The sequence below is a fragment of the Bacillus safensis genome (assembly GCF_039619585.1).
Taxonomy (GTDB): domain Bacteria; phylum Bacillota; class Bacilli; order Bacillales; family Bacillaceae; genus Bacillus; species Bacillus safensis.
In genome coordinates, this window is sequence record NZ_CP154909.1 from 3,002,596 (window position 1) to 3,019,221 (window position 16,626).

The following is a 16,626-nucleotide window of genomic DNA, read 5'->3' on the forward strand; positions in this document are numbered from 1 at the left end:
TGGCGTACACCCTCCTTTTGACACAAACACGGTCCAAATCGTACGGATTATTTTATCAAACAATCCAGCTTTCGACAATGCTGATGCCATGTGGTCAAAAAGCAAATAGAGCGGGATGCCCTATTTGCTTTTTGGCACGTTACTTTTTCTTTTTGCGTTTTTGTTTCGGTGCGTTTTCAAATACGCGTTTTTTCTTTTTCTTCTTTTTACGGTTTGTGAACCAGTCACTTCCGCTTTTATCCTCTTTGCCTTTTTCCCCAGAGGCTTTTTGACCTCCACGGCCTTTTTTCGCTGGTGGATCTGTCCGTTTTTTGAACTTGAAATCTTTTGGTGATTTACGGCGAGTGCCCTTCATCCCGACGATTTCAAAATCAATTGAGTGCTCATCTTTATTAACATTAACAACTTTGACAGTGATTTCGTCACCGATACGGTAGACGTTCCCTGTACGTTCACCGATCATGGCAAAGTGCTGTTCATCAAAGCGATAATAGTCGTCTGTCATGTAGCTGACATGGACAAGACCTTCTATCGTATTCGGCAGTTCAACGAATAGTCCAAAGTTCGTCACGGAACTAATCATGCCATCAAACTCTTCACCGATTTTATCAAGCATAAATTCTGCCTTTTTCAGATCATCTGTTTCACGCTCTGCATCGACTGAGCGGCGCTCCATCGTGGACGCATGATCTGCGATTTCAGGAAGCAGCTGGCCCCACTTTTCTAGGGTCGCTTCATCTGTCTTTTTCTGAATCAAATAGGTTCTAATCAGTCTATGCACGATTAAATCCGGATAACGGCGAATCGGTGATGTGAAGTGTGTATAGAATTCCGTTGATAATCCAAAATGGCCAATGCTTTCTGGATCATACTTCGCCTGTTTCATAGAACGAAGCATCACAGTTTGAATGACAACTTCTTCCGGTTGATCCCTGACAGCATCGAGGACACTTTGAAGTGCGCGCGGGTGAATGTTCGTTGACGTCCCTTTCACAATGTAACCAAACGTCGTTACGAACTCTAAAAAGCGCTGAAGCTTCTCAGGGTTTGGTTCTTCGTGAATTCGGTAAATGAACGGAACATTCATCCAGTGGAAATGCTCTGCAACCGTTTCGTTTGCAACAAGCATGAATTCTTCAATTAATTTCTCTGCAACGGAACGCTCACGAATGACAACGTCTTTCGCTGCGCCTTCATCATCTACAAGTACTTTTGCTTCCTTGAAATCAAAGTCTACAGCTCCGCGCTCCATTCGTTTGTCACGAAGAATCTCTGCAAGCTTCTCCATCTCTTGAAACATCGGCACTAGCGGCTCATATTTGTTTAAAAGCTCTTCGTCTTGGTCGACTAAAATTTTATTCACATCAGAATAGGTCATTCTCTCCGTCGTTTTGATCACACTTTGGAAAATCTCGTGTTTGACGACTTTTCCGTTTCGATCAATGACCATTTCACAAGACAGTGTGAGACGATCGACCTTTGGATTTAATGAACAAATACCGTTTGACAAACGATGCGGAATCATTGGGATGACGCGGTCGACGAGATACACACTCGTTCCACGTTCATAAGCTTCCTGATCAATCGGCGAATTCTCTGTGACATAATGAGAAACGTCTGCAATGTGCACGCCAAGCTTATATTTGCCATCATCCAGCTTTTGCACAGTTACAGCATCATCTAAGTCCTTCGCATCTGCACCGTCAATCGTCACAATCGTTTCATTGCGCAAGTCGCGTCTGCCTTCAAGGTCTTTTTCATCAATCGTTTCAGGTGTGTCTGCTGCCTGCTGAAGTGCTTCTTCTGGGAACTCACCTGGCAGACCGTGTTTATGAATGATCGACAAAATATCAATGCCAGGGTCATTTTTATGACCGAGGATTTCAGTCACTTCACCTTCTGCACTCATTCTTCCTTCAGGGTAGCTTGTCAGCGTCACAACGACTTTATGACCTTCGACCGCACCGTTTTTAGCGGATTTCGGAATGAAGATATCGTTTGTGATTTTTTTATCATCAGGAATGACAAAGCCAAAGCTTTTCGTTTCTGTGTAGGTACCGACAACCGTCTGAGTATTACGCTCGAGAATGCGGATAACAGTTCCTTCTTTTTTCGTGCCATTTGATTTGTGGCTGACACGAACCATGACGGTATCTCCATTCATCGCTGTGCCTAACTCATTTGGCGGAATGAAAATATCATCCTGTCCAAACTCTTCAGGCGTTACAAATGCAAATCCTTTTGCATGAGCAGACAGCTTTCCTTTTACCAAATTCATTTTTTCTGGTACACCGTAACGGTCGCTGCGCGTGCGAACGATGAGTCCTTGATCCTCCAGCGTCACAAGTGCTTTGACGAGCTCTTTATAATCATCAGGATTGGTAATCTCCATCATGACTTCCAGCTCTTGAACGGTTAACGGTTTATACGCTTCTTCTTTCATAAAAGCGAGTAATTCATCCATAAATTCTTCTTTTTGCACACTCTAACCCCCTATATATTTAAATTGACCAATCAAGTGATTCTAAGAATGCATAGACATCCTGATGAACCTTCTCCCGCTCTTTATCAAGCGTGATAACATGGCCTGATTCTTCATACCATTTCAAATGCTTATCATCTGTCTCTACTTCGTTATAAATGATATTCGCACTGTCTGTATTAATCATATGATCGTGACGTGCCTGCACAACAAAAGTAGGTGAATAGATCATGTCGACATTGTTTCTAACATCTGCAATCAGTTCTTGCAGGCTCCTCAGTGTATCCATTGGTGTTTTCTTGAACGATTCCATTTCTTGTTCAATTTGGTCCTCTGACTTACCCTCAAATTTCTTATAGTTACGGGCATAATCTAGTACACCCTGGTACATGACTTCTTCACTTTTTATGTACATAGGTGCACACATAGGTACAATTCCCTTTACAGGTACAGTGTAACCTAATTTCAATGAAAAAACTCCTCCGAGGGATAGTCCGCAAACTGCAATCTCCTCATAACCCTCATCTTTTAAGAATTGATAGCCTTCTTCAACGTCTTTCCACCAGTCAGCCGGGCCTGTATGGACAAGCTCTTCTGGCGGCACACCGTGTCCTTTATATTGAGGTGCATGGCATGTATATCCTCTATCGTTCAAATAACGGCCAAGCATTCGAACATCGGCTGTATTCCCAGTAAAACCGTGAAGAAGAAGCACCGCCTTTTCTCCACCTTTAAACGTAAATGGTTTTGGTGTAACAACTTTCATGATGTGACTTCCTTTCCTTCTGGTATGGTTTATATTTTCCACTTGTATGTATGAAACAAACACAAAAGAGTGCTGATAATAAAAAAAGGTCTGAAAAAAGATCAGACCTTCTGTTACTCGCGCTTTACACGCCTAAATATGCCAATGCAAGTGTTAAGATGAAGAAAAGCACTGACAAAATAACCGTTAAACGGTGAAGAATCAAGTCAAGGCCTCTCGCTTTTTGCTTACCGAAAAGCTGCTCGGCTCCACCTGAAATAGCGCCTGACAGTCCAGCACTTTTACTTGATTGTAGTAATACAACGATGATAAGTGCGATACTGACAATTACGAGTAATGTGATAACAAATGCGTGCATGAAAACACCTCCAGACAAACTGGTACACATAACTTTATTTTACATGAAAACAAGGTGCATGTCACGAAACATCAAAATAAAGATTTCCTATATATTGTCGACTTGATTCGTTATTTTGATACAATTTCGTTCCAAAGTGCTGGCTGCAGCATTTTTATATGCAATTTTTCGGTTAAAAACACATTTTTAATGAGTTGCTTCTTCCTTCAATAGCTGTTTTAATTCTACTAACAAACGTTCAGCTCCTTCAGGACTCAGCATCACGTTCCCATTTCCATAGCTTTTGTTGTACTTCGTCACTTGTCCCGTCAGCAGGCAGCTCTTATCTGCATCATATTTTTTCAGCATAATGGTTTGATCTTCAATGAAAATTTCTAACAGCTGCTCTTCTTTAATATTGAGTACCTTGCGCATTTCTGAAGGCAGAACAATTCTGCCGAGAGAATCAATGTGTCTGACCATTCCAGTCCTTTTCAATGACATTTCCTCCTTGATGATGATATGATGATTTCGTTTATTGACTTTTGTCAACGTTTTCATAGTAAAATAGATCTTCAAATTTTTTATCAAAGTAATGAATCATTTTGCCAATGACTAGCTGTCCTGGTTTCCGGTGACCATTTAATACTCTGCTAAGTGTGGCAGGAGAGATGCCAATTTCATCAGCGAGCTGATTTAACGACATATCGTTCTCGATCATATACTGCATGACAAAAGCCCGCCTGATCTGAATCTTTTCGACCATCATTACAACCTCCTATGGAATCATTATGTACAACATGTAAGACTCTCACATCAAGCAGATTCATTAACTTATGTCAACACTTTTGCCCCTCTGCTATTTCCTTTGGTCAATGATCATACTAAAATAAGTCATATACTGAAATGTGAGGTTCGATGTCATGAATCACTTTGGTGAACAATTACGCATTTTAAGAGAAAATAGAAAAATGTCGGTCAATCAGCTTGCCATGTATTCAGGTGTAAGCGCTGCTGGTATTTCTCGTATTGAAAATGGAAAGCGCGGTGTGCCAAAGCCTTTAACCATAAAAAAATTAGCACACGCCTTGAAGGTGCCTTATGAGGATTTAATGCTGCTTGCCGGTCATATTGAACAGGAACAAGTTCATGAAATGAAACCGAAATATGAGTCCATGTTAAAAATCTATCAAACGGCGCTTCAAAAGGATGTAGAACATCTCCCCATTTTTGACGGGGACAAATGGGAAAGGCTCTCCGCACAAGACATCAGCCAGCTGAATGAATACTTTCTCACGCTCATCAACCAAAAAAGGTGAACAAATAGCGGGGCATAAACCTAATGTACATCCACCATTAACTAATGTCAATATTTTCATGGTGTACTTATTGCCAATAGTCAACAAATCAAGTAAAATAGACATATCTAATCTATAACCATGTGAGGTTTTGCGTTAATGAACTTTGGTGCATATTTAAGAGCATTACGAGAGGAAAAGAAGCTGTCGGTGAACCAATTAGCGATGTATTCTGAGGTCAGCGCTGCCGGTATATCTCGTATTGAAAACGGGAAACGCGGCATTCCGAAACCTCCTACGATTAAAAAGCTAGCTGGTGCGTTAAAGGTACCTTATGAAGACCTGATGCAGGCTGCGGGCTATATTGAGGAAGCCGCTTCTGTCCAACAGCTTAGGGAAGATGATCTTGCTTTATCCAAAATAAAGGAAGCCGCAGCGCAATATGAACTTGGTGATCTCGAAATATTTGATGGTGACATATGGTCGACCCTTTCGAAAAAAGAAATAGAGGACCTCAACCGCTATTTGTTATTTATGTTAAACAGCCGTTCGTCCTCATAAATGTTTAAGCTTTTTGCGCCGATTTATAACAGATTTACGGTATAATGGGTTCAGATTGGAGTGAAGAAAGATGAATCAATCTGACATGTGCCCGCGGTTTGAAAAAGCAGTTGAGTTATTGAGTAAACGCTGGGTGGCACTGATTGTTTTTCAGCTTCTCTCAGGTCAGCAGCGCTTTAGTGAAATTGAGGCGGCTCTAACAAACTTAAGCGGAAGAGTATTATCTGAGAGATTAAAAGAGCTGGAAGCAGCAGGTATTGTAAAACGGGAGGTTTTTGCTGAAACACCCGTGCGCATTGAGTATTCTTTAACAGATATGGGGCGTTCACTTGCACCCGTTTTTGAGGAAATTGCGAAGTGGTCCTCTGAATGGATCACGCTTGAATCATAAACCAGCATTCGAACCGCCTGATCTTCATAAAACAACCTCCCATACAGATGTAAGGGAGGTTTTGTCTTTTCAACCGCTTAAGCAGATGTGATGTTTTTTTCAGCTAACGCTTTTCTTTCTTTTTTCTTGTTTGTCGGGCTTAAATAGCGTTCGAGCCAGCCCATGACAAGGTCAGCCATAATAGCCATAAGTGCAGTTGGAATCGCACCTGCTAAAATGATGGCTGTTCCGTTTGTGGCGTTTGACCCTCTGATGATGATATCACCAAGACCTCCCGCGCCCACAAATGTTCCAATCGCTGTAATTCCGATGGCAATGACCAGTGCGGTTCTTAAACCAGCCATAATGACTGATAAAGCAAGCGGTAGTTCAACCATTCTCAGCACTTGCCATTTCGTCATGCCCATCGCTTTACCTGATTCTAAATAGGCATGTTCAATGCTGACAATGCCTGTATACGTGTTTCTGATGATCGGCAGAAGCGAATACAGAAAGAGTGATAGGATGACTGTATTTGCGCCAAGTCCTAATACAAGCATCAACACGGAAAGCATCGCTAATGCCGGTATCGTTTGGATGACGTTGGTAATGGCAAAGACCCAATTGCTCAGCTTGCGGTAATGCGCGACAAAGATGCCTACTGGAATCCCGACAATCGCCGCAAACAACACCCCATACGCCGACATGAGAAAATGCCGATAAAATTCTTCTAACACATATGACCCGTTCTGCTGATAATACGTCCATAATTGCTGCAGTGTGTCCATCAGCCGTGACACCTCCCCATCTTACTCAAAGTAATTGTGTTTTTTCAAGAAATTCTTCGCAACGGTTGCTGGTTCTTGAAGCTCTCCGTCGACTTGATAGTTCAGCTCTTGCATTTGTTCTGTATCGATTTTTCCGATCAGCCTGTTGATCACCTTATCAAGCCCTGGATTTTCTTTTAAGACTTTCTCCGGGACTACTGGTGATGCATCATATGGCGGGAAGAACCGTTTATCATCTTTTAAGATTTTGAGATTATAGGCTTTGATTCGTCCATCTGTTGAATAGGCAAGTACAATATCCATTTTTTCATTTTTTAATGCATCATAGACTAAACCAATCTGCATCGGATATGTGCTGCCAAATTTGATTCCGTATGTTTTCACAAATCCGTCATAGCCGTCGCCTTTCTTTTTGAGCCATATGTTATCGACCCCAAATCGGTAATTGGTCGCATTCTTTTTCAAATCAGAGACCGTTTCTAAATTATTTTCCTTCGCCATCTTCTGCGTCACGGCAAAGGCATACGTATTATCAAATCCATAAGAATCAAACCATTTGTAATCATAGCGTTTTTTAAATTCTTTTTGGACGATCTCCATCGCCCGCTCCGGGTCTTTTTCCGCATCCATTCCAAGCGTGCTTGTTAAATCTGTGCCTGAATATCTTGTGGCAGAAATGTCGACATCTCCGTTTTCCATTGCTTTCTGCTGCACAGTGTTGGAACCTAAGTTTTTCACAATGGTCGTCTTTTTATCTGTGTAATGTTCAATCATATCGCCAACCATATAGGCCATAATTTCTGATTCGGTAAAGTTTTGTGCTCCAATTCGCAGTGTGCCCCCTGAGGAGCCGGCTAGTCCAGGAAGTGAACAGCCGCTTATCAATAGCAAGCATCCGGCAAGCAGTGCACTGATCCATTTTGTTTTTCGATTCTTCACATAAGCCAACTCCTTATGAAACTTCCTTCAATCCTTTTAAGCCTTCAGGTGTTACTTTTTTCTCCAGCTTCATTAATGATAGGTCGATGATGACTGCTAAAATTGTGACTGGGATCGCACCCGCAATAATGAATTCCGGCTGATACAGCTGAAGTCCAATCAAAATGTAGTCACCTAGACCGCCTCCACCGATAAAGGCTGCAAGTGTTGTCCAGCCAATCAAATAAATCGTTGACGTTCTGACACCTGCCATAATGACCGGTACAGCAAGCGGGAGTTCAACAAGACGAATTTGTTCCCATGTTGTCATCCCGATTCCTTTACCGGATTCAAGCAAGTTTTTGTTCACACCTTGTACCCCGGCATACGTATTTCTTAAAATAGGTAAAACCGAATAGAAAAAGAGAGCAACGATTGCAGGTATTTTCCCAACCCCCAAAATAGGAATAAAAAAGGCAAGAATCGCTAAACTAGGGAGTGTTTGAAAGATATTCACGATACCGATGATAAAACCTGCGCCTCGCTTCATTCGTGTGAGTACCACGCCTAAAGGAACGGCAACAAGAATACCGAGCACAACAGCAATTAAGGAAATATATAAATGCTCCCACATTTTTGTGAGGAGTTCCCCGCCATTTTTCTCTAGAAAGTCGATGATTTGATCCATGTGTACACCTCCCTTACTTCATTTCAGTGACAGCTGCCGGCGTATCGTCTCCCCAAATGGAGTCGTACACAACATCTACAAGACTTGCACGTGTCACAATGCCTTTTAAGTGCCCTTCTGCATCCACAACCGGTACATATTTAATGCCGCGTATTAAGATTTTCCGGACAGTGTCTCTTAGAAGTGCGCCTTCTTGTACGGTATAGAACTCTGTATTTAAAATATCACCAACAAAAGCTGCTTTTCTGCGGTTCGCATCGATTGTTTCAATATCGATATAGCCTTTTAGCACATGATGTTCATCTACTACAAGCAAAGAATCGACCCGCTTTTCTCTCATGATGTAGATGGCATCTGTTAATGTTTTTTCAACTGTAACGGTGACTGGTGACGTGTTCATCATTTGTTCTACACGTTCCATATTCGGATTTGATTGAAGCAGACGTTCTTTGCCGATGAATTCTTCTACGAATTCATTGGCTGGGTTTCGCAGAATATCGTCAGGCGTACCTACTTGGACAATCTCTCCATCTTTTAAAATCACAATTCGATCAGCTAGTTTAATAGCTTCGTCCATGTCATGTGTGACGAATACGATGGTTTTATTTAACGTTTTTTGCAGTTTCTTAAATTCTTCCTGCAATGAATCTCGTGTGATTGGATCAAGTGCGCCAAACGGTTCATCCATGAGGATCAGAGGGGGTTCCGCTGCTAGTGCGCGAAGAACACCAATACGCTGCTGCTGTCCTCCGCTGAGTTCATGAGGATAGCGCTCTAAATATTCCGGTCCCATGTCGACAAGCTTCAGCAGTTCACGCGCCCGTTCTTTTCGTTTTTCTTCCGGCCATTTTAACAGCTTCGGAACAAGTGAAATGTTTTGTGCGATGGTCATATGGGGGAACAGTCCAATTTGCTGAATCACATAGCCAATTTCTCTTCTTAATTGAACTGGATCTTTTTTCATAATGTTTTCTCCCTCGATGAAGATTTTTCCTGAGGAAGGTTCGATGAGTCGGTTGATCATCTTCATGGTTGTTGTCTTACCACAGCCACTCGGTCCAATAAAACAAATAAATTCTCCTTTTGCTATTTCTAAATCAATATTTTTGACAGCTTTTTTTCCGCCTTTATACGTCTTAGATACATTCTCTAGTTTCAGCAAATGAGACACCTCCAATTAGTCGGATCAATATTTTCAGAAAATTTACACCTTATTTATTATAGTGCAAACTTTATAAAATAAAAAGTTTATGATGTGTTTGTATTGCATAACATTTATTTAAAATTTTCAGTTAACGGCCTGATAGATAGAGATCTCTCCTTTTTCCTCCAAATTACGAGCAAATACTCAATATTTATTGTTTTCATCAACAAACAGGTATATGATATATTGTGTTACAAATTGTCAGTCGTGAAGGGATGAATCGGGGAGTGGACAAGCTAGCGTTAGGCGCCATTCAAAAAGCACAGGATCATTATATTGAAAAAGCTGCCGAGAACATGAATGCCTTTGGTCTTTCTTCTACAGTGGGTAGAGTGCTTGGTATCATTCACATGAACCGTAAACCAATGACGCTTGGGGAGCTATCAGAGGCGACAGGCATGAGCAAAACGAGAATGAGTCAAGTCGTTCGAGAAATGCTTGATTTGAATATTGCGGAAAAGGTTTATGAAAAAGGAATACGTAAAGATCTATATGACGTTGAGCAAGATCAATACCAAACGTTTATTTCCTTGTTTGCAGCCAATTGGTCCCGAGTTGTCAGCAAAAACCGCAAGGCACATAAGAAAACGTGCAAGGAATTGCTGGAGCTGCTTGAACAGGACGACCTGCCAGAAGAGACAGAGGATAAAATCAATCTGCTTCTTTCAGAAATCAAGGAAAGTCTTGATTACTATGATTGGATTAGCCGCTTAATTGAATTCTTTGAAAGTGAAGAAGTGTTTAAGCATGTGCCGAAACCTTAAAAAAAGCTGTTTTATTTTACATCATTGTAGAAAAAACAGCTTTTTTATATACACTTATTGCATAAACATTGGAAACATCCCTTTTAAGCCTGCGCCGATCATCTCAACTGCCACTACAGCAAGAATTAATCCCATTAACCGCGTCACGACATTCATCTCTGTTTTCCCCATTTTCCGCATAATGAAACTTGAATAATGAAAGGCATAAAAGGTCATTGCCAGAACGATGACAATGCCAATTACAATGGCAAACATGTGAAGCATCACTTGACTTCCCGGGGTTAAGCTCATCACTGTAGCGATTGTACCAGGACCAGCGATGATCGGGATCGCCAGCGGCGTAACGGAGACATCCGCTTTCTCTTTGCTTTCTGCCTTTTCTTCAGAATGTGGATTTTGGACATGTGACTCCTTTGCATTCAGTAAATTGTAAGCGATACCAAAAATAAAAATACCTCCAGCGATGCGGAGTGCATGAATATCGATCCCAAACAATTTGAAAATAAGCCTTCCTGCCAATAGAAAGGCAATCAGAATGATGAAAGAGACCACAATGGCTTTTTTGGCTGTCTGGGAGCGTTCTTTCTCTGTATATCCCTCTGTTAAGGTGATAAAAAGAGGCACGTTTCCAATGGGATTTGATACAGCAAATAATGAGACCACGACATGAATCATAAAGGAAATCAACAGACACCCTCCTTTTTTCATAGTGTCTGCCAATCTGATGTGAATATTCCCTTGTGATGTTAAAACCTGTATATATTTAACCGATGTTATTAGAGGTTTTATTGAAAGGGGAATCACACATGAAGAAAACAATCACTATCGTCCTTCTATCTGTTGCGGTTTTAGGCGCAGCCGGCTGGATGGTTTGGCAGCAGCAGACCATCAAAGCAGCAGAGGAAAAACATCAGCAAGAAAGCAAAACGAACACTGAGCAGCTTTCGCAGTTGAAATCAGATCAAGCGGATATGAAGCATGAAAACGAAGATCAAAAAAAGAAACTGTCGACCATGTCGAAAAAGCTCAAAAACGAAAAGAAAGCCTATCAAAAAGAAGTCAAGCAGCGTAAAGCGCTTGAGGCAAAAATTGACCAGCTTCAAAAAGAGCTGACAGCAGCGAAAGCCACTGCTCAAGCGAATAAGCAGAGAGCACAGGCTGCAAGGAAACCAACTGTCAAAAAAGACCCAAATGTCACCCACAATCCGCCCTCACAATGGGTACAGGATCAATATGATTGGGGTGTGAAACAAGGGTATATTAAAGAATAGAAAGGATGAAAAACATGATACACATTCAGCCATTGTCAGGTGATCAATCTGTTCCTATGGATCTTTTACTCTTAGCTGATCCTTCCAAGGAAAAGGTTCTTACTTATGTGCAATCCGGCTCTTGTTATGCCGCGTATCATGATCAGGACGTGATTGGCGTCTATGTGCTTTTATCTCTGTCTCAGCAGACAGTCGAAATCATTAATGTCGCCGTGAAGGAATCATGGCAAGGAAAAGGAATTGGGAAGCAGCTGATCCGCCATGCCATTGCTGAAGCGAAAGCCGCCGGATTTCACACAGTTGAAATCGGCACAGGCAACTCGAGCATTCAGCAGCTCGCACTTTATCAGAAATGCGGCTTCCGCATGACATCTATTGACCACGATTTCTTTCTAAAGCATTATGATGAACCGATTTTTGAAAATGGCATTCAGTGTATGGATATGGTACGGCTGTCACTCACTTTGCAAGCAGACTGATGTTTTGTTCCGTCTGCTTTTTTATGTTCTGCGCTTTTTTACCACATGCTTCACATATTGAATGAAGAAATAAAGGACGGCGCCAGCTAAAAAACAGACCACACATCCAAAGAGCGTCGCCTCTGAGCTGAATTGATACTCTTCAATTTTCATGATATAAAATGGCATGCCAAACAATGTTGGGCTTGATTCAACATGATTGACCTCTAGCAGCAGTAAAAAAACAGGGGTCATAAACACAGCAAATACATACAGCATCGCAAGTGTTATACCGCTGGAAAACGAATGAAATACTTTGATCATCTCTTTCTCTCCTTCATCTCTTTTAAACTGGCTGTGATATTTTTCCCGTCTGGACAAGCTGGATGCAGCATCACCGTATTTAGTAAAGAAAAAAACAGCAGCTGATGACTGACCGGATGCTTCCATATCATAAAAAGCAAAATCGAACAAAGCACCGGAAAGAGCGGCCCTGCAAGTGCCACCATCATATTGAAGCTCGGCCGGCCAAACGTTTCATGGACAACCGCCACATGCTTCCGATCAATCGTTATCACAAAATCAAAGAGCGGCCTTTTTTCGAATTTGTTACACACCATGACCATTAGTATATGACCGAGTTCATGTATCACCACAACCGCTAGGAAACTGCACACAAGTTCTATCATCGCAAGACAGGCCTCTTTAACATGACAGCATATATACAGATAAAGAATGCAAGTGAACCTAGCAGATAGGCGGTGGCGAGAAGATACACATCTGATGAAAGCCACTTCAATAAAAGCATATCGATGAAGCTGAATACAGCAATCATCATCACGATGACAAACAGTTTATTGAACTCACTGATCTTCACGATAAACCCTGTACAGGCCGCCATGGCAGTGATCAACAAAATGGACAAACTTGCGAGGCCATGCCCTTCACTTTCAATGCCTATCACCATAGATGCAAGCCAAATAAACACAAAATATGTCAACAAATTAATAGCGTAATAAAATAAAATTCTAGACAATAAATAAGCACTCTTTGATGTATTTAACATAAAAATAGCCCTTTGATTCATATGATATTCTCTGCCAATCATCAGCGGAAGCATGATCAATATTTCCTTTAATGCATACTGCACAATAAAGGCATACAGCCAGCCGGTTTCTACCGGTGTAAAAACAAATGGCAGCCCCGCCGTCAAACAAACGAGAAATAAAAACAAAATGCCCTGTTCTTTAAAAACAGCTGACCGGCTGAAATAGACCAATTCCTGCCGCAGGTGCGTCAGAAAGGAAGATTGCGTTCTGATTTTCTTGTAAGAAAACGACTTTACCTCTGTTTTCAGCTGCAAAAACATCCGATGGACATAAGAAGCCGCTAACCCCTTCAGCCATAGCCAGCCAGCGCTTAGAAGGATCACCAGAAATATGAGATAGACTGATGGCCATACACGGATCATCTCCATTGCTTTTTTCAAAAGGAGAAACACCAATAGATTCAGCACCGCAAAGCCTAGCGTTTGCAGCAGCAAATGCTCTTTTGTTTTAGATACGAAATGGCTCACAGCAATCCGCATCACCATCCAAGAAGCAAGTGCAAGCAGCGCCAGTACACAGCAAGTCATGCATACAGCCGTTATCCAATACAAAGATGGCGTAACACCGCTGATCAAAAGGCCTAAGACAATCGGTAAAAAAAGCAGTCCTACCATGAGAAAACAAAAGAGCATCGGAAAGAAATACACATAAAGGACAAATGGCACACTTTGTATCGCACTATTCAAAAAGTAGAATTGATATTCCTGTCGCTTTAATTTATTGCGGGATAACAAAATAGCTGCGCCTAAAAGTAAAAGCGTCATTTTCATCAATTGGAGGTATAGAGCAGCCGGCTCACTTTCTCCTGCCTGCATGAAAAAGCGCAGGCTGATGACGACGTATATCGCATACATGAGCAAGAAAAAAACCGCGGCTGCGAGAAGCTGGATAGGGTACTTTTTTGCGAGCTGCTTTCCTTTTGTAGTCAGCATCCCCCATTCTATTTTATGAAGAACGTGTCGTGTCCAGATCATTGAGTAACCTCTCCACCTGCATATAGTAATCTCGATTCACTTCTTTATAAATCTCTTCAAGTGCCTGATGAGGAAATGTCTGATTCGTTTCTTGGCGGGACATATCCAGCTTGACGTCACCATTTCTTAAGATCATGAGATGGTCATAAAGCGTATCACCAAAGCTCAAATGATGGGTTGAAATGAGAATGCCAGCGCCTTGATCTCTCAGCTTCATGAGCACCTTTTTTAAGATGATCATCATATCTGGATCAAGTCCGTTCGTTGGCTCGTCGAACACATAATAATCACATGGCCTGAGGAGCTGGGAAATGATCTGCGTTTTCTTTTGATTGCCATGAGACAGCTGAGCGATAGGCTGATCCATATATGAACCCAGCTCAAACAGTTCGATGAACGTCTCCTCCCGTGTGACATCTTGCTCATTTGGCAGCTGAAGTAATTGAAAGTATTCCCTCGGTGATAAATAATCGAACAACGAATGCTCGTCAGGAATATAGGAAACATGTTTTTTCAACAAGGAGATGTGTTCTGAGGATTGAAGGTTCAGCTGTTTACCGTGTAAAGTGACGCATCCTATAAATGGTGTCAGCCCAAACATGGATTGGATTATCGTCGTCTTTCCCGCACCATTATGCCCCAAAAGCAGCAGCATCTGCCCTTTCTCGACATTCATTTGAATATTACGGAGAGAGAAGGTGCGGCTATATGTTTTTTCTTTTAATTGTAATGTCAGCATCCTATCCCTCCGTTTGTTTCAGATAAAACAGATGACCTTGCATCTGTTCTCATCCCTGTTAAAAACCGCACTGGATTTTAACGTACATGCCTAATAATTTGAACTCTCCTAAAAATTTCGAGCCCCGTCCAAAGGTCTTGCATGCCCAAATCAATGCTCCAAGTGAAATAATGCCTAATATAGCGGCAAGGACATAAATCCAAAATGCGTTTTTCTGTACATTCTTAGAAGTTAAAATTCGTTGCTTCCTTTCATTATATGCCGCCAATAGGTGAAGGACATACATATACACACCTACTGGAAAACGAAGGCTAAAAGGATTCAGCATCTCATCACCCCCTAATATATGTAAAATGATACCACCTCCTTACAGAAAGCATAAGTTCATTTCAGATCATATTTTTAGTCGATTTTTCATGATTTAGTGCTTATAAATGGAGGGGATTTTGGCTTCTTCTCTAACTGAAGGAGGATTTTTTACAGAAATAGGATAAGCCAAATGAATTAGCCACCGGATTTTCGCTCAACACAAAAAAACGCTGCGTCCCGCTCTCATGAAAGAACGGAACGCAGCGCATAGCTGACATTATTTATTCAAGTTATAGAATGTTGCAATGCCGTGATATTGTGCTGTTTCAGCCAATTGATCTTCGATGCGAAGTAATTGGTTGTATTTCGCCACACGGTCTGTACGAGACGGAGCACCTGTTTTGATTTGTCCAGCGTTTGTTGCAACAGCGATGTCTGCAATCGTGCTGTCTTCAGTTTCACCAGAACGGTGAGAGATAACAGCTGTATATCCTGCGCGTTTTGCCATTTCGATTGCATCAAATGTTTCAGTTAATGTACCGATTTGGTTTACTTTGATCAGGATTGAGTTACCAACGCCGTTTTTGATTCCTTCAGATAGCTTCTTCGTATTTGTAACGAACAAGTCATCTCCTACTAGCTGAACCTTGCTGCCAAGGCGCTCAGTTAATAGTTTGTGACCTTCCCAGTCGTTTTCATCAAGGCCGTCTTCAATAGAGATGATTGGGTATTTCGATACCATATCTTCATACCAGTTAACCATTTCAGCAGATGTTTTCACAACACCTTCGCCTGATAAATGATATTTACCGTCTTCTTTGTTGTAGAACTCAGAAGATGCAGCATCCATTGCAAGTTTCACTTCTTCACCTGGTTTGAAGCCAGCTTTTTCGATCGCTTCAACGATTGTTTGAAGTGCTTCTTCGTTAGAACCAAGGTTTGGAGCGAATCCACCTTCGTCACCTACAGCTGTGTTTAAGCCTTTTGCGCTTAATACAGATTTCAGGCTATGGAAGATTTGAGCGCCCATGCGAAGTGCTTCACGGAAGTTCGGTGCACCTACAGGCATGATCATGAATTCTTGAATGTCTACGTTGTTATCCGCATGCTCTCCGCCGTTGACGATGTTCATCATCGGTACTGGAAGCGTTTTGGAGTTGAATCCACCAAGGTATTGATACAGTGGAATTTGTAAGAAATCAGCAGCCGCACGTGCTACAGCGATAGATACACCAAGGATTGCGTTTGCGCCTAATTTCCCTTTGTTTTCTGTTCCGTCAAGTTCGATTAACATTTTGTCAATCGCTACTTGTTCTGTTACATCAAAGCCTAAAAGCTCTGGTGCAATGATTTCGTTTACGTTGTTTACAGCTGTCAGAACACCTTTTCCAAGGTAACGGTCTTTGTCTCCGTCACGTAGTTCTACTGCTTCATATTCACCAGTAGAAGCACCACTTGGAACAAGCGCACGGCCAAAGCCGCCAGATTCTGTGTAAACTTCTACTTCAACTGTTGGGTTACCGCGAGAGTCTAATACTTCGCGTGCATATACGTCAACAATGTATGGCATGTTTAATTTCTCTCCTTTTG

At 41.7% G+C, this 16,626-nt stretch carries 22 protein-coding genes; 6 read left to right on the top strand and 16 right to left on the bottom strand.

All coding sequences use genetic code 11. From position 1 onward, the window contains the following. Positions 1-139: 139 nt before the first annotated feature. The 5 genes from rnr to AAYR28_RS15525 all read right to left on the bottom strand — a co-directional run bounded on the left by rnr (position 140) and on the right by AAYR28_RS15525 (position 4,354). Positions 140-2,482 carry a ribonuclease R gene (gene rnr, locus AAYR28_RS15505; protein ID WP_041115651.1) on the bottom strand — a complete coding sequence of 781 codons (2,343 nt, stop codon included), beginning with the start codon at positions 2,480-2,482 and terminating at the stop codon, positions 140-142. Between the two features lie 19 nt (positions 2,483-2,501). Further along, on the bottom strand, positions 2,502-3,248 hold the full coding sequence (locus tag AAYR28_RS15510; protein ID WP_034280925.1) for an alpha/beta hydrolase: 747 nt from the start codon (positions 3,246-3,248) through the stop codon (positions 2,502-2,504). Between the two features lie 124 nt (positions 3,249-3,372). After that, the gene (secG, locus tag AAYR28_RS15515) at positions 3,373-3,606 is read right to left on the bottom strand and encodes a preprotein translocase subunit SecG (protein ID WP_003212746.1); all 234 of its coding nucleotides are present in this window, start codon (positions 3,604-3,606) and stop codon (positions 3,373-3,375) included. A 186-nt stretch (positions 3,607-3,792) separates the two neighbouring features. Next, entirely contained in the window at positions 3,793-4,083 is a 291-nt protein-coding gene (locus tag AAYR28_RS15520) for an AbrB/MazE/SpoVT family DNA-binding domain-containing protein (RefSeq protein ID WP_024423481.1), read from the bottom strand. 37 nt (positions 4,084-4,120) lie between these two features. Beyond that, the gene (locus tag AAYR28_RS15525; RefSeq protein ID WP_024719830.1) at positions 4,121-4,354 is read right to left on the bottom strand and encodes a helix-turn-helix domain-containing protein; all 234 of its coding nucleotides are present in this window, start codon (positions 4,352-4,354) and stop codon (positions 4,121-4,123) included. 154 nt (positions 4,355-4,508) lie between these two features. On the opposite strand from AAYR28_RS15525, the gene AAYR28_RS15530 reads away from it, so the two are divergent. The 3 genes from AAYR28_RS15530 (at position 4,509) to AAYR28_RS15540 (ending at position 5,835) form a co-directional block, all read left to right on the top strand. Beyond that, positions 4,509-4,904 carry a helix-turn-helix domain-containing protein gene (locus tag AAYR28_RS15530; RefSeq protein WP_034280928.1) on the top strand — a complete coding sequence of 132 codons (396 nt, stop codon included), beginning with the start codon at positions 4,509-4,511 and terminating at the stop codon, positions 4,902-4,904. A gap of 138 nt (positions 4,905-5,042) precedes the next feature. Continuing rightward, on the top strand, positions 5,043-5,444 hold the full coding sequence (locus tag AAYR28_RS15535; RefSeq protein ID WP_120207693.1) for a helix-turn-helix domain-containing protein: 402 nt from the start codon (positions 5,043-5,045) through the stop codon (positions 5,442-5,444). A gap of 70 nt (positions 5,445-5,514) precedes the next feature. Continuing rightward, positions 5,515-5,835, top strand: coding sequence for a winged helix-turn-helix transcriptional regulator (locus tag AAYR28_RS15540; RefSeq protein ID WP_024423485.1), 321 nt, complete (start codon positions 5,515-5,517; stop codon positions 5,833-5,835). Positions 5,836-5,912: 77 nt separating this feature from the next. Here the strand turns inward: AAYR28_RS15540 and AAYR28_RS15545 are convergent, their stop codons facing one another. From AAYR28_RS15545 to AAYR28_RS15560, 4 genes are read right to left on the bottom strand one after another with little or no spacing between them, the layout of a single operon-like run. After that, positions 5,913-6,602 (bottom strand): ABC transporter permease, encoded by a 690-nt coding sequence (locus AAYR28_RS15545; RefSeq protein ID WP_120207695.1) that lies wholly within the window; start codon positions 6,600-6,602, stop codon positions 5,913-5,915. A gap of 21 nt (positions 6,603-6,623) precedes the next feature. Continuing rightward, on the bottom strand, positions 6,624-7,541 hold the full coding sequence (locus AAYR28_RS15550) for an osmoprotectant ABC transporter substrate-binding protein (RefSeq protein ID WP_120207697.1): 918 nt from the start codon (positions 7,539-7,541) through the stop codon (positions 6,624-6,626). A gap of 13 nt (positions 7,542-7,554) precedes the next feature. After that, a complete protein-coding gene (locus tag AAYR28_RS15555; protein ID WP_034280933.1) occupies positions 7,555-8,208 on the bottom strand; it encodes an ABC transporter permease in 654 nt (217 codons plus the stop codon). Between the two features lie 13 nt (positions 8,209-8,221). Next, positions 8,222-9,370: a betaine/proline/choline family ABC transporter ATP-binding protein gene (locus AAYR28_RS15560; RefSeq protein ID WP_025094044.1), complete on the bottom strand. Its 1,149-nt coding sequence runs from the start codon at positions 9,368-9,370 to the stop codon at positions 8,222-8,224. Positions 9,371-9,639: 269 nt separating this feature from the next. Between AAYR28_RS15560 and AAYR28_RS15565 the strand changes: the two genes are divergently transcribed. Next, the gene (locus tag AAYR28_RS15565) at positions 9,640-10,176 is read left to right on the top strand and encodes a GbsR/MarR family transcriptional regulator (protein ID WP_034280936.1); all 537 of its coding nucleotides are present in this window, start codon (positions 9,640-9,642) and stop codon (positions 10,174-10,176) included. 54 nt (positions 10,177-10,230) lie between these two features. Here the strand turns inward: AAYR28_RS15565 and AAYR28_RS15570 are convergent, their stop codons facing one another. Next, positions 10,231-10,863, bottom strand: a complete 633-nt coding sequence (locus tag AAYR28_RS15570) for a MarC family protein (protein ID WP_034280938.1) — start codon at positions 10,861-10,863, stop codon at positions 10,231-10,233. 119 nt (positions 10,864-10,982) lie between these two features. On the opposite strand from AAYR28_RS15570, the gene AAYR28_RS15575 reads away from it, so the two are divergent. Both AAYR28_RS15575 and AAYR28_RS15580 read left to right on the top strand, forming a co-directional pair. Further along, the gene (locus AAYR28_RS15575; RefSeq protein WP_041115645.1) at positions 10,983-11,447 is read left to right on the top strand and encodes a hypothetical protein; all 465 of its coding nucleotides are present in this window, start codon (positions 10,983-10,985) and stop codon (positions 11,445-11,447) included. 14 nt (positions 11,448-11,461) lie between these two features. After that, the gene (locus AAYR28_RS15580; protein WP_034280940.1) at positions 11,462-11,926 is read left to right on the top strand and encodes a GNAT family N-acetyltransferase; all 465 of its coding nucleotides are present in this window, start codon (positions 11,462-11,464) and stop codon (positions 11,924-11,926) included. A 21-nt stretch (positions 11,927-11,947) separates the two neighbouring features. Here AAYR28_RS15580 and AAYR28_RS15585 read toward each other — a convergent pair whose 3' ends face one another. From AAYR28_RS15585 to eno, 6 genes are all read right to left on the bottom strand, one after another. Then, complete coding sequence (locus tag AAYR28_RS15585) at positions 11,948-12,229, bottom strand: hypothetical protein (RefSeq protein ID WP_024426069.1); 282 nt, start codon at positions 12,227-12,229, stop codon at positions 11,948-11,950. Beyond that, positions 12,226-12,594, bottom strand: coding sequence for a metalloprotease family protein (locus AAYR28_RS15590; protein ID WP_120207699.1), 369 nt, complete (start codon positions 12,592-12,594; stop codon positions 12,226-12,228). The genes AAYR28_RS15585 and AAYR28_RS15590 overlap by 4 nt, the downstream gene beginning before the upstream one ends. Continuing rightward, positions 12,591-13,988 carry a hypothetical protein gene (locus tag AAYR28_RS15595; RefSeq protein ID WP_120207701.1) on the bottom strand — a complete coding sequence of 466 codons (1,398 nt, stop codon included), beginning with the start codon at positions 13,986-13,988 and terminating at the stop codon, positions 12,591-12,593. The genes AAYR28_RS15590 and AAYR28_RS15595 overlap by 4 nt, the downstream gene beginning before the upstream one ends. Next, complete coding sequence (locus AAYR28_RS15600; protein WP_120207704.1) at positions 13,960-14,727, bottom strand: ATP-binding cassette domain-containing protein; 768 nt, start codon at positions 14,725-14,727, stop codon at positions 13,960-13,962. The genes AAYR28_RS15595 and AAYR28_RS15600 overlap by 29 nt, the downstream gene beginning before the upstream one ends. 58 nt (positions 14,728-14,785) lie before the next feature. Next, complete coding sequence (locus tag AAYR28_RS15605; protein WP_120207706.1) at positions 14,786-15,055, bottom strand: hypothetical protein; 270 nt, start codon at positions 15,053-15,055, stop codon at positions 14,786-14,788. A gap of 258 nt (positions 15,056-15,313) precedes the next feature. Beyond that, entirely contained in the window at positions 15,314-16,606 is a 1,293-nt protein-coding gene (gene eno / locus AAYR28_RS15610) for a phosphopyruvate hydratase (protein ID WP_120207708.1), read from the bottom strand. Between the last annotated feature and the right edge of the window lie 20 nt (positions 16,607-16,626).

Bases quoted from the DNA above. Each gene is read 5' to 3' on its own strand.
- AAYR28_RS15510 (WP_034280925.1), bottom strand. From the start codon at position 3,248: ATGAAAGTTGTTACACCAAAACCATTTACGTTTAAAGGTGGAGAAAAG.
- secG (WP_003212746.1), bottom strand. From the start codon at position 3,606: ATGCACGCATTTGTTATCACATTACTCGTAATTGTCAGTATCGCACTT.
- AAYR28_RS15525 (WP_024719830.1), bottom strand. From the start codon at position 4,354: ATGATGGTCGAAAAGATTCAGATCAGGCGGGCTTTTGTCATGCAGTAT.
- AAYR28_RS15530 (WP_034280928.1), top strand. From the start codon at position 4,509: ATGAATCACTTTGGTGAACAATTACGCATTTTAAGAGAAAATAGAAAA.
- AAYR28_RS15535 (WP_120207693.1), top strand. From the start codon at position 5,043: ATGAACTTTGGTGCATATTTAAGAGCATTACGAGAGGAAAAGAAGCTG.
- AAYR28_RS15540 (WP_024423485.1), top strand. From the start codon at position 5,515: ATGAATCAATCTGACATGTGCCCGCGGTTTGAAAAAGCAGTTGAGTTA.
- AAYR28_RS15545 (WP_120207695.1), bottom strand. From the start codon at position 6,602: ATGGACACACTGCAGCAATTATGGACGTATTATCAGCAGAACGGGTCA.
- AAYR28_RS15555 (WP_034280933.1), bottom strand. From the start codon at position 8,208: ATGGATCAAATCATCGACTTTCTAGAGAAAAATGGCGGGGAACTCCTC.
- AAYR28_RS15575 (WP_041115645.1), top strand. From the start codon at position 10,983: ATGAAGAAAACAATCACTATCGTCCTTCTATCTGTTGCGGTTTTAGGC.
- AAYR28_RS15580 (WP_034280940.1), top strand. From the start codon at position 11,462: ATGATACACATTCAGCCATTGTCAGGTGATCAATCTGTTCCTATGGAT.
- AAYR28_RS15585 (WP_024426069.1), bottom strand. From the start codon at position 12,229: ATGATCAAAGTATTTCATTCGTTTTCCAGCGGTATAACACTTGCGATG.
- AAYR28_RS15590 (WP_120207699.1), bottom strand. From the start codon at position 12,594: ATGATAGAACTTGTGTGCAGTTTCCTAGCGGTTGTGGTGATACATGAA.
- AAYR28_RS15595 (WP_120207701.1), bottom strand. From the start codon at position 13,988: ATGATCTGGACACGACACGTTCTTCATAAAATAGAATGGGGGATGCTG.
- AAYR28_RS15600 (WP_120207704.1), bottom strand. From the start codon at position 14,727: ATGCTGACATTACAATTAAAAGAAAAAACATATAGCCGCACCTTCTCT.
- AAYR28_RS15605 (WP_120207706.1), bottom strand. From the start codon at position 15,055: ATGCTGAATCCTTTTAGCCTTCGTTTTCCAGTAGGTGTGTATATGTAT.
- eno (WP_120207708.1), bottom strand. From the start codon at position 16,606: ATGCCATACATTGTTGACGTATATGCACGCGAAGTATTAGACTCTCGC.